Below are 15205 nucleotides of genomic sequence, written 5' to 3' on the forward strand. Positions count from 1 at the left end.
GGTACAGGTATCGCGGCGTGATGCGCGGTTTGGGGCAGCGGATCAGAACTGTCCCGGTGGATCAGCTACGCCGCAGGGCCGGAAAAGTTGCAGGCCGCCCCGCGGGGCGGTGCGGAATTTTTCGCGGATCTGGGGAGCGGCGAATTCTTCGCCAGTGCCGGGGTTGCGGCGCTGTCCGCCGCGGTCGTGCCCGGCCCGAAAATGGGCGCGGCGCGGTGGTTTTCGCCGATCTGTTTCGCCCCTTCGGGGGCTATCCGGCGGGCGGATATTCCGGCAGAACCGACAGGATCACGCCACCGGGATCGGCGGTGCAGCGATAGGGCGTGCCGCGCAGGCTGAGCGCCACCATATTGCCGCGCGCGGTGGCGGTGATGCCGCCGGGCCGGATTTCGGGAGCGGGCGTTGCCGTGTCCGCTGCCAGCCGGGCCACGCAGCGTTCGGCCAGGTGCGGTTGCGCATGCCCCGCGCCGCTGAACCCATAGGGGGCGGGCACCGGCGACGGCGCCTCCGGCTTGGGCGCGGCGCCGCAGGCGGCCAGCACCAGACAAAGCGCCAGACGGGTCGGCAGCTTCAGGCCATAGGGCAGGGCGGGGCGGCGGGCGGGCATGTAAATCCTTGGCGCGGGACAGAAATCGGCAGGGTTCATTGTGACCCTATGGGGGGCGGATGCAATGTCTATCGCCGGGGATGGTTAACCGTGGCGCTGTTGTTTTTAGCGCCCCGGATCTGGCGTGCGGTGGCTCTACTGGGCGGCGGGGAGGTCGGAACGGGCAGCGGCCGCGCCGTCAGCGCAGAGCAGCTGCTTCAGGAAATCGCTGGCTTCGCTCAGGCCGCGCGCATCGATCGCATGGCCGAGACCGGGGAGCACGACCTTATGCGCCTGATGCCCGAGCGCGGCCAGCCGTGCCCGCGCCTGCAGGGTTTCCGAGGCCGCGATCACCTGATCATTCGCCCCATGGATCAGCAGCACAGGTGACAGCCGGTCCGTCGTGCTGACCTGCCCGTCGGGGTCGGCGCCGCCCGCCTGGTGCAATGCGGCGCTGCCATGGCTGTTCGGCCCCAAAGGTGCCGGGCCCGCCAGACGGCCCGAAAACGCCACCACCCCCGCGAGGGGCCAGCGCGCGGTGGCCACCGCGTCCAGCGCCATGATCGCCCCTTGCGAAAACCCGACCAGCGCCACGCGCCCCGGTTCTGCGCTCAGCCCATGGTCGGCAATGATCGCGCATAACGTCGCATCAAAGGCCTCGCGGCCTTTGGCGACGCGGGTGGGGCGGCTTTCATCGCTGATCCCGGCAACCGAGAACCATTGCCGCCCGCTGCCGCCACCGCTGAACAGCTCCGGCCCGTCGGGAGCGGCAAAAGCGACGCCGGGCAAAGCCGCGGCCAGCAAGGGGACCAGGCCCGCCATATCGGCGCCCTTGCTGCCGACGCCGTGCAGCAAGATGACCAATGCGGGCGATACGCTCATGCCATGTCCTTCCCGCTGGCGGGGCCTGTGCTCTGCAAGAGCCCGGTCTGCGCGGTCAGCTGCACGGGATCCAGCCCCGGCAGATCCGGGCCGAGCGGCACAATCCCGCTCGGATTCAGGGACTTGATCGAATAATATCCCGCCTTGATATGGTCGATGTTCACGGTCTCACGCACTCCGGGCAGCGCCAGCATCCGCGCCAGATAGGCACTGAGGGCGGGATAATCACTCAGCCGGCGCAGGTTGCATTTGAACAGGCCGTGATAGGCCGCATCAAAACGGACAAGTGTTACGAAAAGCCGAATATCCGCCTCGGTCACCGCATCGCCAACCAGAAAAGCCCCGCCCGCGGCGAAGCGCCGTTCCAGCGCCTCAAGCATGCCGAAGACATCGGCAAAGGCCTCGTCATAGGCCTCTTGCGTGGTGGCAAAGCCCGCGCGGTAGACGCCATTGTTCAGCCGGGGATAAATTTCGGCGTTCAGCGCGTCGATCTCGGGGCGCAGGGCCTCGGGGTAGAGGTCGATGTCGTGCCGGGCCAGATCGCCAAAGGCGCTGTTCAGCATCCGCAGGATCTCGGCGCTTTCATTGTTGACGATGGTGCCGCGCTGTTTGTCCCAGAGCACGGGCACGGTGGCGCGGCCGGTGTAGCCGGGGTCGGCGCGGGTGTAGAGTTCGTGCAGATGCCGGGCGGGGCTGAAGGGATCGGCCTCGCTGCCCGGATAGCCGCCGAATTCCCACCCCTGCGATCCCAGCACCGGGCTGAGCACCGAGACCGAAATCGCCGCGTCCAAGCCTTTGATCTTGCGGGCCATCAGCGTGCGCGACGCCCAGGGGCAGATCAGGGCCACATAGAGGTGATAGCGCCCGGCCTCGGCGGCAAAACCAGCTTCGCCCGAGGGGCCCGCGCTGCCGTCCGGGGTGATCCAGTGGCGAAAGCCCGAGCTTTGCCGGACAAAACCGCCTTTGGCATCCGTACCCTGCACCGGCTGCCAGTTCTCGCTCCATGTGCCATTGACCAGCATGTCAGCCTTCCTTTCGGGTCAGAATGATCGGGGTGCCCCAGGGATCGGTCAGGGTGAAACCTGTGCTCCCAGCGTCCGTGCTTCCCGTGCCTTCTGTGCTGCCCGTGCCGCTGCGGCGGGCAATGGCCGCCAGAGGGCCGGGATCGGCACGCAGGGTCAGTGCAGCAAGGCCTGTCTCGCCGGGGGCGCGGGGGCCTGCGCCCCGGCTGTTCCAGATGTTCCCCGCGATGTGGTGATGGTAGCCCGAGGCGCCGTAAAAGCTCGCGCCCGGGTAGTTCTGCGTCAGGGTCATGCCGATCTGGTCGCGCCAGAACCCGTCCGAGGCCTCGAGCCCGCCCACCTGCAAATGCACATGGCCGATCACGCTGCCCTGAGGCATCGCGGCAAAGCTGCCGCTGCCCGCCGCGTTCAGCGCGCCAAGATCCAGCGCTTCGGTCTTCATGTTGACGCCGGTGGCCGAGCGGGGCCATTCATCGCGCGGGCGGTCGATATAGACCTCGATCCCGTTGCCTTCGGGATCGGCGAGGTAAATGGCCTCGCTGACGCCGTGGTCAGAGGCGCCCTGCAGCGGCAGTTTGCCGTCAATGGCATGGCGCATCCAGCGGGCCAGATCGGCCCGTTCGGGCAGCAGGAAGGCGGTGTGGAACAGCCCGGCGCTGCGGTGCGCGGGGGCGCGGGCGGCGCGGTCGCGGCGCAGATGCAGCAGCGGCGTCGAACCCGCCCCGAGAATGGCGGTTTCGCCATCGGCAGAGATCTGCGCCATGCCCAGTGCCTTTTGGTAAAAGGCGCTGACCTTCTCCAGATCGCGCACAGTCAGGGCGATGTGGTCGATTTCAAGCTCGGCGTCGGACGTGGCCATGATCAGGCTCCTTTCAGAATGACAGTAGCAGGTTTCAGCGGCAGGGACAAAACCGGGGCGGGCGGCATTTGGGCAAGGGGGGCTTGGCAGGCGGCACACCGGCAGCCGGTATCGCGGCAGCCGGGGGCATGGCTCAGCGCAGGCGCGGGGTCGGGCGCAGAGCAAAGGCGCCATCGCCGAGGGCGGCGAGTGCCACCAGGGTCAGCGCCCAGAAGGCCGGATATTCCCAACCGCCATTCGCGTTGGTGAACCAGAAGCCGTTCGCGCCATGCACAGTGAAGATGGTGCCGAGGATGAGCGGCACCAGCGCCAGCGCCGCCAGACGCGGCCAGATGCCGAGGATCAGCGCGGCGGCGCCCAGAAGTTCCCAGGCGATGGTGACATAGGCCAGAAAGCCCGGCAGGCCGAGAGAGGCAAAGAACTGCGCCGTGCCCGCCGGGGTGAAGACAAAGATCTTCAGCCCGGCATGGGCGAGAAACAGGATCCCGAGTGCAAGGCGCAGGGCAAAGATGCCATAAGGGGCGGTGGCGGGGGCGGTGGTGTTGGTCATGTGGCAGGCTCCGATTGCTGCGTGGGGGCGGTTTGGCGATAACAGCCGGAGCAAGGCCCGGCCCGGCCCCATTGCGGGCCGATGGGCAAGAGATGCGCCTTTTCCATTTGGAAGTGTATACGGGCAAATGTGAGAGGGGTTCTTCCAATATGGAAGATATGTCACCAGCCCTGATCCCAGTCCGGCGCGCCCTGAAACCGCTGCACCAGAAAGTCGATCAGCGCGCGTTGTTTCGCCGCCAGATGCCGCCCGGCGGGATAGAGCGCCGAGAGGGCGATTGCGGGCGCCTCATAGGCGGCCAGCACCGGGCGCAGCGTTCCGGCGCGGATCCGGGGACCGGCCACGAAACTCGGGGTCATCGTCAGGCCAAGGCCGCGTTCGGCGGCGGCCACACAGCCCTCGGCATGGGCGAAAGAGATCCGCCCCTCGACCCGCAGCGGCGGCATGTCGCGGAAGGTCCAGCGGTGCGGATCGGCGAAATTGCCATCGAGAATGCAGTCATGGCCTGCCAGATCCTCGGGCGTGTGCGGCGTGCCGCGCGCGGCCAGATAGGCGGGGGAGGCCACACAGATCACCCGGATCGGGCAGAGCCTGCGGGCGATCAGGCTGGTGTCGCGGCTGGGGCCGATGCGCAGGGCGAGGTCGATCCCCTCATCCACCAGCGTCACCTGCCGGTCGGTCACCGCCACGTCCAGCGCCACCTCCGGATGCAGCAGCGCGAAATCGGCGAGCATCGGCGCCAGCACCTGCGCACTGAAACTGACCGGCACCGAGAGGCGCAGCCGCCCCTGCACCCGGTCGGAGGCGCTGCGCAAACTGGCATCCAGCGCGTCAAACTCCTCGATCAGGGGGCGCAGGCGCTGGTAATAGCCCAGCCCGATCTCGGTCGGGGCCACCGCGCGGGTGGAGCGGACCAGAAGCTGCACCCCGAGGTCGCTTTCGAGTTTCGCCACCAGCTTGGACGCCTGACCCGAGCTGACGCCCAGACGCTGCGCGGCGGCGGTGAAACTGCCCAGCTCAATCACGCTGACGAACATGCGGTCACAGCTCATACGGTCCATGCAGGCTCCGGCAGATCTCCGTTTGCGGCAGGCTAATGGCTTGGCGTCTGTGGGGAAAGAGGCGGAATCACCGCCGTTGCGCACAGGGGCCGTGCGGCAGCGGCGGTGATTTGCCTGCACCGTGCGCGGTTTGCGGCGGATTCGCCTCGAAATGCGGCAGCGCGGAAATTGGATGCGGGTGCAGAAAATTTACCGCGCGGCCCGGCTTGTCTCGTTCGGATTTGACTTGGTCGCAAATGACAAAAGCGACATCGCCGGCTTGCGCTAAAACAGTGGTGCAGGGGGCATCTTTGACCCCCATCACGAAGGCCGCGCGCCGGTGCATCACCGTCGGCAAGACATAGGGTAGACCATGCTGGGAAGTTCTGAGACCCGCGCGCTGATGGATGCGCGCAAACCCGATCACGCGCTCGAGCAGGCGCTCTATTGCGACCCGGGTGTACTGGCGCTGGACCTCGAGCATCTGTTCTACAAGGAATGGCTTTTCGCCGTCCCCGCTTGCGAAATCCCGAAATCGGGGAATTTCGCCACGCTGCAGATCGGGGCCTATCCGGTCATCGTGGTGCGCGGCGCGGATAAATCGATCCGGGCCTTCCACAATGTCTGCCGCCACCGCGGTCAGCGGCTGTGCGCCAAAGACACCGGCTCCAGCCCGAAACTGGTCTGCCCCTATCACCAATGGACCTATGAGCTGGACGGCCGTCTGCTCTATGCCCGCGACATGGGGCCGGATTTCGACGCCTCGAAATACGGGCTGAAACCGGTTGCGGTGCAGGAAGTCGGCGGCATGGTCTTTGTTTGCCTCGCCGATAATCCGCCGGTCTTCGATGTGGCGGACAAGCTGGCCGAATACCTCGCGCCGAGCGGGCTGAACGATGCGAAAGTGGCGTTCTCCTCGACCATCACCGAGAAGGCCAACTGGAAACTGGTGATCGAGAACAACCGCGAATGCTATCACTGCGGCGGCTCGCACCCCTCGCTCTGCCGCACCTATTCCGACAACCCGGCGATGACGGCGATGGAAGGCCCGGATGCGGCCAGCCCGGATATTCTGGCGCATTGGTCGCGGTGCGAGGCGGCGGGTCTGCCCGCGCGTTTCACCCATCACCCGGATATGCAATGGCGTCTGGCGCGGATCCCGCTCCTGAACAACGCCGAGAGCTATACGATGAACACCAAGGCGGCGGTGACGAAACGCATGGGCAGCATGCCCTTCAACGATGCGGGCAGTCTGCTGTTCTTCCACTATCCGAACACCTGGAACCACTTCCTCGGTGATCACGCCATCGTCTTCCGCGTGCTGCCGATCTCGGAAACCGAGACCGAGGTGACGACGAAATGGCTGGTGCATAAGGACGCCGTGGAAGGCGTTGATTATGATGTGAAAAACCTGACAGAGGTCTGGCTGAACACCAATGACGAAGACCGCCGCGTGGTCGAGGAAAACCAGGCCGGCATCAACTCGCCCGCCTATGAACCCGGCCCCTATTCCAAGATCCAAGAAGAGGGCGTGATCCAGTTCATCGACTGGTACATCGGCAAGATGCAAGGTGCCCTCGCGCCGCGTCCGGCCCTGGCAGCGGAGTAAGAGATGGGATTCCCGACGCTGAAGACCTATGGCGCAACCCCTTGGAAGGATAGCGAAAAGCTGGAATGTGTGATGGTGGTGCCGGAAAACGCCACCACCGCCACCTTCACCTTCCGCGCGCCCTCGGGGGCCTGGTTCGACTATCTGCCGGGGCAGTTCATGACGCTGGAGCTGCCGGTGCCCGGCGGCACCGTGCACCGCACCTATACGATCTCGTCCAGTCCCTCGCGCCCCTTGTCGATCAGCCTGACGGTCAAGGCGCAGGCGGGCAGCATCGGCACCCGCTGGATGCTCGACCATCTGAAGCCGGGGATGCAGATCAAGGCCTTTGGCCCGGCGGGGATCTTCTCTTTTGCCCAGCATCCGGCGCAGAAATACCTGTTCATCTCGGCCGGGTCGGGCATCACGCCGATGATGTCGATGACCACCTGGCTCTGGGATGTCGGGCAAGAACCGGACATCGCCTTTGTTTATGCCGCGCGCAAACCCTCGGAAATTCTCTTCCGCGAGCGGCTGGAGCATATGGCCAACCGGGTGCCGGGCATTGCGCTGCATTTCGTGGTGGAAGAGCTGGATCCGTTCCGTGCCTGGCCGGGCTATCGCGGGCGGCTGAACCAGATCATGCTCGGCCTCATGGCTTCGGATTACCTCGACCGCGAAGTCTTCTGCTGCGGGCCGGAGCCCTTCATGCAGGGCGTGCGCGACATGCTGACCGCGCTCGGCTATGACATGAACCGCTATCATCAGGAGAGCTTTCAGGCGCCGGTGCACAACGAGGCCGAAGCGCCGGAACTCGACGATACCGTGCCGGAAGAGGGCGCCAAGGCCGAGATCATCTTCTCGGTCTCGGGGATCACCGCGGCCTGTACCGAGACGGATACCGTGCTCGGCGTGGCGAAAGCGGCGGGGCTGAACATTCCCTCGGGCTGCACTTTTGGTCTCTGCGGCACCTGCAAGGTCAAGAAGACCGGGGGCAATGTGCACATGGTCCATAACGGCGGGATTTCCGACGAGGATATCGAGGACGGCTATATTCTGGCCTGCTGCTCGCATCCGATGGGGCCCGTCACGGTCGAAGTGTAAGGGCAGCGTCGGATCCGGCCCTGTCAGGGGCCGGGCCACGGGCCTTCAATTGAACGGGTGGTTTCTGATTGCATCAGGCCGCCCCCCGCGCACCGCCTTCGGGCGGTGTTCGTGTTTGTGGGGATTTGGGCGGCATCCCGGGCCGCGATGCTGGTCCGGGACCCTGAGCTGGGATGCCGGGCTTTGGGCCGGGCTCAGCCGCAGTCCTGCAGTCCGTTCGGGCAGTCATAGGCGCTCAGGATCAGTTCCAGATCCTCCAGCGCTTCCAGATAATGGACGCGGTCCAGCGCCTCGATCTGGCGGGAGATGCAGCCGAAATTGATGCCCTCCAGCGCCAGATAAATCAGCCGGGTTTTGCGGCTGTCGGCGGCAGAGCCGACAAAGGCCTGCTCGACCTCGCGGCGGAATTCATCGAGCGAGGCCACCATTTCCGCATCTTCGAGAATCGCGGCCAAGAGGCCGGTGGGCGCGCTGCTTTTGGTCAGCAGCAGATCCCGCATCAGCCCCAGATAGGCCAGTGCCTTTTGCTGCGCCGTGCCGGGGCCGCTCAACCCGCCGGGCACCCGCGCCGCCATTTCGCTGCGCATCAGATCGACATGCGCCTGCACCATGCCCCGTAACAGATGGTTTTTGGAGGGAAAATGGTACAAAAGCCCACCCTTCGACACCCCCGCCTGCGCCGCGACGGCGTCCAGCGACAGCCGCGCCGGCCCGTGCAACGTGGTCAATTCTTCAGCAGCCTGAAGCAGTCGTGTGCGTGTTTCACTCAGCTGAGAAGATTTTGGGGCCATGCGTTTCGGGTCCGATTGACTTTACCGTCCAGACGGTACAGTGAAAGTGATAAATTTAGAAGCCTGATCTTGCCCCTACTGCTATTATGGGCGGATCGCCACCTAGTTCAGGAGCTCTCTTATGTTCAAACGCCTTTTCCTGGCGGTCATCCTCCTAGGGTTGATCGGGGGTGGGATTGTCGGGTTCAATATGTTCCGCGACAAGATGATTGCCCAGTATTTTGCCGGTATGACGCCGCCGCCGGTTGCCGTTTCGGTGACGGAAGCCAAAGCCGTGGTCTGGACGCCGGGTGTGGATGCCATCGGCACGGCGAATGCCGCCGAAGGCGTCGATCTGGCGGTGGAGGCCGCAGGAATCGTGCGGGACGTGAAATTTGACGCCAACAGCAAGGTCACCAAGGGCCAGCTGCTGCTGCAGATCGACGACCGCACCGAACAGGCGGATCTCGCGGCGGCCAAAGCCGGGCTGGTGCTGGCGCAGGCCAACCTTGAGCGCTCGCGCGAGCTGCAGTCGCGCGGCATCTCCTCGACCAATTCGCTGCAAACCGACGAAGCGGCGGCCACCGAGGCGCGCTCGGCGGTGGAGAAACTGCAAGCGACGCTGGAGCAAAAGCAACTGATGGCACCGTTCAACGGCACCATCGGCATCGCGCAGGTGGATCCGGGCCAATATGTGACGCCGGGCACGATCTATGCGACCTTGCAGGACCTGGACCGGATGCGCGTCGATTTCTCGATCCCCGAACAGGAGATTGCGTCGGTGAAGGTCGGCCTGCCGGTGGTGATCACCTCGGAAGTGGGCGATTTGACCGCAACCGGTTCGGTGATCGCGATCGAGCCGAAGATTGATCCGGCCTCGCGCCTGATCACGGTGCGGGCGGTGGTCGAGAACCCCTCGGGCCAGATCTACCCGGGCCAGTTCCTGCGGGTGCGCGTTGAACTTCCCCCCGAAGATGGCGTGATCTCGGTGCCGCAAACGGCGGTGACCTCCAACCTCTACGGCGCGTCGGTCTATGCGCTGCGGCCCGCCAAGGAAGAGGGGGGCATGCAAACCGTCGAGCAGGTCTTTGTCACCACCGGCCGCCGCTCCGGCGAGAACATCGAAATCGTCAAAGGCGTTGCGGCAGGGGATCAGGTGGTCACCGCCGGGCAGAACCGTTTGTCCAACGGCGCCAGTGTCACCGTCGACAATTCCGTGCAGCCGATTTCGGCCGCGGCCACGGCGTCAGAATAAGGACCGGCCATGCATTTCTCGGAACTGTTCATCCGCCGGCCGGTGCTCTCCACCGTTCTGGCATCCTTTATCCTGCTTTTGGGCGTTTATGGCCTGAGCAATCTGCCCGTGCGGCAATATCCGGAGGTCGAGGAGACGGTGGTCACCGTCACCACGGTCTATGCCGGGGCGTCGCCGGAACTCATTCAGGGCTTTATCACCGCCCCCATCGCCGCCGCCGTGGCGACGACCGAAGATATTGACTATGTCTCCAGCTCCTCGACCCCGTCGGCGAGCGTAGTCTCGGTGCATATGAAACTCGGTGCCGATCCGGATGCCGCGCTGACCGGGGTTCTGGCCAAGGTGCAGCAGGTGCGCAGCGATCTGCCCTCCGGTGCAGAAGACCCGTCGATCGTGAAAGGCACCGGGCAGCAGTTCGCGCTGATGTATCTGGCGGCGCTGAACCCGAACATGACGCCCGAACAGATGACGGAATATCTTGAGCGGGTGATCCGCCCGCGCATGTCCACCATCGAGGGCGTGGCCGAGATCCAGATCATCGGCGCCTCGAATTATGCGATGCGGGTCTGGATCGATCCGATCAAATTGGCGGCGCGCGGGGTCACCGCCTCGGAAGTGCTGGCGGCGATCAAGGCGTCGAACTTCCTTTCGGCGCCGGGCAAGACCGAGAATGAATTCGTGGCGCAGTCGATCACGCTGCAATCCACGCTGCAAACCCCCGAGGCTTTTGGCGCCTTGCCGCTGAAATCCGACGGGGATGCGGTGGTGCGTCTGCGCGACGTGGCGCAGGTTGAACTCGCGGCCGCTGAACGCAGCGAAATCGTGACCTTCAACGGCAAGCCCGGCACCTTCATCGGCGTCTTCCCGACGCCGGCCGCCAACCCGCTGACCACGGCGGCGGCGGTGGTGAAGGAACTGCCCGAGATCAACGCCAGCCTACCCGATGGCATGAAGATGGAGCTCGTCTACGATTCCACCGAGACCATCAGCGCCTCGATTGACGAGGTGTTCAAGACGATCACCGAAGCCGTGGTGATCGTGGTTGTGGTGATCCTGCTCTTCCTCGGCTCGTTCCGCTCGGTGCTGATGCCGATTGCCACCATCCCGCTGTCGCTGGTGGGGGTTCTGGCACTGCTGCTGGCGCTGGGATATTCGATCAACCTGCTGACCTTGCTGGCGATGGTGCTGGCGATTGGTCTGGTCGTCGACGATGCGATTGTGGTGGTGGAAAACATCCACCGCCATATCGAGGAGGGGATGAAGCCGCTGGCCGCCGCCATCAAGGGCATGCGCGAGATCACCGGCCCGATCGTGGCCATGACCATCACGCTGGCGGCCGTTCTGGCGCCGCTGGGCTTTACCGGCGGCCTGACCGGGGCCCTGTTCAGCGAATTTGCCTATACGCTGGCGGGGTCGGTGCTGATTTCGGGGCTGGTGGCGCTGACCATCACGCCGATGATGTCGGCGCGGCTGTTGTCGCATGGCAATACCAGCCGTTTCCAGCGCACGGTCGACCGCGTGTTCGACGGCCTCGCCAATTGGTATGAGCGCCGGGTTTCCAGCTCGCTCGACTATCGCCCGGTGACCATGCTGATGGTGGCGGTGCTCCTGGGGGTGACGGGCTTCATGTTCCTCAACACCAAAAGCGAACTGGCGCCGGAGGAAGATCAGGGCGTGCTCTTCGCCTTCCTGAACGGGCCGCGCTACGCGACCAAGGACTATACCCAGCTTTACACCGACGACATCTCGGTCAAGACCAAGGACATCGAAGAGGTCAAGGTGGACTTCTCCATCGCCGGTTTCGGCGGGGCAGCGAACACCGGGATCTACATCTGGTCGCTGAAGGACTGGGCCGAGCGCACCCGCTCGCAAGCCGAGATTCAGCAGGATATTCAGGCCCGTCTGGGCAAGAATACCGGGGTGGAGGGCTTTGTCTTTGCGCCGCCGACCCTGCCGGGCACCGGCGGTGGCCTGCCGATCTCGATGGTGATCCAGTCGATCCATTCCGCCGACCGCGTGGTCGAGGTGGCCGATGAGATCAAGGCCAAGGCCGAGGCCTCGGGCAAGTTCATCGTCGTGCAGAACTCGCTGGCCTTTGACGCGCCGAAAGTGCGGCTGACCATCGACCGCGACCGGGCGGCGGCGCTGAATGTGCCGGTGTCGGAGATCGGCGCGACGCTGGGTGTGCTGGTGGGCGGCGGTGCCGTGGCGCAGTTCGACATCGATTCGAACAGCTATGACATCATCACCCAGGTGCCGCAGGAATGGCGCAACAACCCCGACAAGCTGGGCCGCTTCTTTGTGCGGGCTGCAACGGGCGAGATGGTACCGCTCTCGGCATTGGTCAGCATCTCGACCGGGGCCGCCGCAGCGTCGATCGAGCAGTTTAACCAGCTGAACGCCGCCACGATCTCGGCGCTGCCCTTGCCGGGCATTTCCACCGGGCAGGGCCTGGCCGAGCTGAAGAGCATCTCGGATGAAGTGCTGCCGGACGGGTTCTTCCTCGACTATTCCGGCCAGTCGCGGCTGGAGGAAAGCCAGGGCAACACCATCCTGATCGCCTTTGCGGCGGCGGTGCTGGTGATCTATCTCGTGCTGGCGGCGCAGTTTGAAAGCCTGCGGGACCCGTTCATCATCCTGATGTCGGTGCCGCTGTCGATCTTTGGCGCGATTGTACCGCTTAACCTCGGGCTCGGAACGCTGAACATCTACACGCAGGTCGGTCTGATCACGCTGATCGGTCTGATCACCAAACACGGGATTCTGATGGTTGAATTTGCCAACCAGCAGCGCGAGGAACATGGGCTGAGCCGCCGCGAAGCCATTGTTGCAGCCGCGAAAACCCGTCTGCGGCCGATCTTGATGACCACCGCCGCCATGGCGCTTGCCGTGGTGCCGCTGATCCTGGCCGAAGGGGCCGGGGCTGCCGCGCGGCAGGCGATGGGCATCGTGATCTTCGCGGGGCTCCTGGTCGGGACCTGCTTCACCCTCTTTGTCGTGCCAATGTTCTACAGCCTGATCTCGCGCTCGGATGCGCAGTTCCTGATGGCGAAGATGGCGCATGTGAAAGAGGAGGGCAGCCCGGTCTGATCTGGCCCGCCTTGTACCATTCGGCAAAACCCCGGCACCCCTCGTGCCGGGGTTTTGTATCAAAAGGCGGTGTGGCCGCCGAGCCGCGCCCGGGCACTATACGCCGTACTGACAGAGCGGTGATTTGACCCGGAGCCGGGCCTTCGGCAGAGTCTGCTCAAAAGACGACACAATAAAAAAGCGAGCAGTACAATGTCCCCGATCAGTTTTCACAGCGCCACCGGCGGCTTTGATTTCCTTGGCCTGCGCAAAGGCGCGGCCGGGAATGTCGAGATTGTCTATGATGATGGCGTGGCCCGCCGCATGGTCTGGCGGGTGCGTGGCCCCGTCGCCGAAGGTCAGTTGGGCGAGGCGCTTTCCCGCGTCATCCATCAGGCGCGGGTCATCCCGGCGCTTTACGCAGAGATGAAACGCCGCTCGATCGCCATTGAGGCGGTGATCTCCTGAGACGAAATTGTACCCCTTGTTCACGGGGTACATGAGCAATGTGCCACGCCCGCCTCTGTTCCGGGGGCGGGTCTTTGCCTGTTCTGCGCCATCCTTCGGTCGGGGCGATGGATCGCATGGGCTCTGTCATGTGTTTGATTTCGCATAAAAAAACGGCCGGGACGAGCCCGGCCGAGGAAGAGGATCACGTCAGGGGAGCCGTGTCCTATGCTTGCCAGAAGGGGCGCTGCGCTTCTTGCGCGGCAGTCGCCTGATCCAGACCAATATCGCTCAACAAATGCGGGTCGAGGCGCGACAGCGCCGCGCGCTCATGGCGGCGCGATGTCCAAGTGGCGGCTGCAACCGACGCGCGGCGCAGCAGCGCCAACGGGCGAAGCAGGGCGAGGGCGGGGCGGGACAGGACACGGCTGGACATTTTTAAACCTTTGTGTTGATACAATCAGAACGCTCTGATAGGATGAAGATACAAACTCGGTACAATATGGTCCAGAGAAACATTGTGACAGATACAAATTGGCAGCCTGACCTCACACAATATCCCGGACCGAAATATCTGGCGCTCAGCCGGGCGCTGCGTGACGCGGTGCGGTCGGGGGCGCTGCCGCAGGGCACGCGCCTGCCACCTGTGCGCGAGTTGGCCTGGCGGCTGTCGATCACCCCCGGCACCGTGGCGCGCGCCTATCAGATCTCGACGAAAGAGGGGCTTTTGCAGGCGGCGGTGGGGCGGGGCACCTTTGTCTCGGCGGCCAGCCCGCGTCTGGGGCCGACGCAGCCGCTCTATATTGACCGCGCGCCGAACTATGACCGGGTGAACGGGCCGGTGGATCTGCGCTCGCCACAACTGCCGGATGTGGGGCAGCCCGAGGCGATCGGGCAGGCGATGATTGCCGCCGCCGCCGATGTCGGGCCGCATTACATGGAATATCCCGGCCTCAGGCGCGATGAATTGTGTCGACGCGCGGTGGTGGATTGGTACAACGACAGCCAGCTCGGTCCGTTCAGCGCAGATGATCTCGTGCTCAGCCACGGCGGGCAGAACGGCATCAATATCGTGTTGCAATGCTGTCTGCGGGGGGATCGCCCGGCGATGATGGCCGAGGCGCTGGCCTATCCCGGCTTTCGCCATGCCGCGCGGCTGAACCGGGCCGAGGTCGTGCCGGTGGCGCTCGACAATGAGGGAATGATCCCCGAGGCGCTGGATGCGGCCTGCCAGCGGCATTCGGGGCAGGTGGTCTGCGTGACCCCTGAGGCGCAGAATCCCACCGCCGCCCGCATGGGGCTGGAGCGGCGGCAGGCGATCATCGCCGTGGCGCGGGCGCATGATCTGCAAATCCTCGAGGATGCGAGCTATGTGGTGCCCGCCCCCAATCTGCCCTCGTTGCGCGCCATGGCGCCGGAGCGGGTCTGGCATGTCGCTTCGCTGTCGAAATCCATCTCGGCGGGCTTGCGTTTTGGCGCGGTGGTCTGCCCGGCGGGGATGGGCGAGGCGGGGCGCCTGGCGGCGCAGCACAGCTATTTCGGCCTCGCGCGGCCCATCACCGACATCGTGACGCGGTTGCTCGTCTCGGGCGAGGCCGCGCGGCTGCGCGATGCGGCGCAGGCGATTGCCTCGCACCGGCTGCAGATGGTGCTCGAGGCGCTGGCCGGCCATGATGTGAGCTGGCAGCCGGGCCTGTCCTTTCTCTGGCTGAAACTGCCCACGGGCTGGCGTGCCTCCACATTCGCCCGCATGGCGGAGGCGGAAGGCGTCTTGCTGCGGTCTGCCGATGAATATGCGCTGGTCGATGGTCATGCGCCGAATGCCGTGCGGATTGCGCTGGCGAGCGGGATCGAGGAGGCGCGCTTTGCGGGGGCATTGAAGGTTCTGGCGCGGCTGTTGAACAATCCGCCCGGCGATCTGCCCGTGTGAGAGGGGGCAAGGGGGGGGGGGGGGGGGGGAAAACAAAAAACGCCCCACAAAACAAAAAAAAAACCAACCCCGCCTGGGGGCACGCCTCCCACACGGGGCAACA

The 15205-nt window shown here is 64.9% G+C and carries 14 protein-coding genes; 6 read left to right on the forward strand and 8 right to left on the reverse strand.

Annotated elements, in window-relative coordinates:
- Window positions 1–250: 250 nt before the first annotated feature.
- The 6 genes from ACEN2S_RS19465 to ACEN2S_RS19490 all read right to left on the reverse strand — a co-directional run bounded on the left by ACEN2S_RS19465 (window position 251) and on the right by ACEN2S_RS19490 (window position 4960).
- Window positions 251–607, reverse strand: a complete 357-nt coding sequence (locus ACEN2S_RS19465; protein ID WP_441869444.1) for a hypothetical protein — start codon at window positions 605–607, stop codon at window positions 251–253.
- A gap of 135 nt (window positions 608–742) precedes the next feature.
- Window positions 743–1468 (reverse strand): alpha/beta hydrolase, encoded by a 726-nt coding sequence (locus ACEN2S_RS19470; protein WP_441869447.1) that lies wholly within the window; start codon window positions 1466–1468, stop codon window positions 743–745.
- A complete protein-coding gene (locus tag ACEN2S_RS19475) occupies window positions 1465–2490 on the reverse strand; it encodes a glutathione S-transferase family protein (RefSeq protein ID WP_441869450.1) in 1026 nt (341 codons plus the stop codon). Before ACEN2S_RS19475 ends, ACEN2S_RS19470 begins: the two co-directional genes overlap by 4 nt.
- A gap of 1 nt (window position 2491) precedes the next feature.
- Window positions 2492–3349 carry a VOC family protein gene (locus tag ACEN2S_RS19480; RefSeq protein WP_441869453.1) on the reverse strand — a complete coding sequence of 286 codons (858 nt, stop codon included), beginning with the start codon at window positions 3347–3349 and terminating at the stop codon, window positions 2492–2494.
- Between the two features lie 133 nt (window positions 3350–3482).
- Window positions 3483–3899 carry a DoxX family protein gene (locus ACEN2S_RS19485; protein WP_441869456.1) on the reverse strand — a complete coding sequence of 139 codons (417 nt, stop codon included), beginning with the start codon at window positions 3897–3899 and terminating at the stop codon, window positions 3483–3485.
- Between the two features lie 161 nt (window positions 3900–4060).
- Window positions 4061–4960, reverse strand: coding sequence for a LysR family transcriptional regulator (locus ACEN2S_RS19490; RefSeq protein ID WP_441869458.1), 900 nt, complete (start codon window positions 4958–4960; stop codon window positions 4061–4063).
- 352 nt (window positions 4961–5312) lie between these two features.
- Between ACEN2S_RS19490 and ACEN2S_RS19495 the strand changes: the two genes are divergently transcribed.
- Window positions 5313–6548 carry an aromatic ring-hydroxylating oxygenase subunit alpha gene (locus ACEN2S_RS19495; protein WP_441869460.1) on the forward strand — a complete coding sequence of 412 codons (1236 nt, stop codon included), beginning with the start codon at window positions 5313–5315 and terminating at the stop codon, window positions 6546–6548.
- Between the two features lie 3 nt (window positions 6549–6551).
- Window positions 6552–7631 carry a 2Fe-2S iron-sulfur cluster-binding protein gene (locus ACEN2S_RS19500; protein ID WP_441869463.1) on the forward strand — a complete coding sequence of 360 codons (1080 nt, stop codon included), beginning with the start codon at window positions 6552–6554 and terminating at the stop codon, window positions 7629–7631.
- Window positions 7632–7825: 194 nt separating this feature from the next.
- On the opposite strand, the gene ACEN2S_RS19505 is transcribed toward ACEN2S_RS19500, so the two are convergent.
- A complete protein-coding gene (locus ACEN2S_RS19505) occupies window positions 7826–8422 on the reverse strand; it encodes a TetR/AcrR family transcriptional regulator (RefSeq protein ID WP_441869465.1) in 597 nt (198 codons plus the stop codon).
- 121 nt (window positions 8423–8543) lie between these two features.
- Between ACEN2S_RS19505 and ACEN2S_RS19510 the strand changes: the two genes are divergently transcribed.
- From ACEN2S_RS19510 to ACEN2S_RS19520, 3 genes are all read left to right on the forward strand, one after another.
- Window positions 8544–9656, forward strand: a complete 1113-nt coding sequence (locus tag ACEN2S_RS19510) for an efflux RND transporter periplasmic adaptor subunit (protein ID WP_441869468.1) — start codon at window positions 8544–8546, stop codon at window positions 9654–9656.
- Between the two features lie 9 nt (window positions 9657–9665).
- On the forward strand, window positions 9666–12746 hold the full coding sequence (locus tag ACEN2S_RS19515) for an efflux RND transporter permease subunit (protein WP_441869471.1): 3081 nt from the start codon (window positions 9666–9668) through the stop codon (window positions 12744–12746).
- Window positions 12747–12938: 192 nt separating this feature from the next.
- Entirely contained in the window at window positions 12939–13193 is a 255-nt protein-coding gene (locus ACEN2S_RS19520; RefSeq protein ID WP_441869474.1) for a hypothetical protein, read from the forward strand.
- A 205-nt stretch (window positions 13194–13398) separates the two neighbouring features.
- Here the strand turns inward: ACEN2S_RS19520 and ACEN2S_RS19525 are convergent, their stop codons facing one another.
- On the reverse strand, window positions 13399–13608 hold the full coding sequence (locus ACEN2S_RS19525) for a DUF1127 domain-containing protein (protein ID WP_441869477.1): 210 nt from the start codon (window positions 13606–13608) through the stop codon (window positions 13399–13401).
- An 84-nt stretch (window positions 13609–13692) separates the two neighbouring features.
- Here ACEN2S_RS19525 and ACEN2S_RS19530 point away from each other — a divergent pair, with 84 nt between their 5' ends.
- The gene (locus ACEN2S_RS19530) at window positions 13693–15102 is read left to right on the forward strand and encodes an aminotransferase-like domain-containing protein (RefSeq protein WP_441869480.1); all 1410 of its coding nucleotides are present in this window, start codon (window positions 13693–13695) and stop codon (window positions 15100–15102) included.
- The last annotated feature ends 103 nt before the right edge of the window (window positions 15103–15205 follow it).

The organism is Phaeovulum sp. W22_SRMD_FR3, from assembly GCF_052113705.1.
Lineage (GTDB): Bacteria > Pseudomonadota > Alphaproteobacteria > Rhodobacterales > Rhodobacteraceae > JBGQOG01.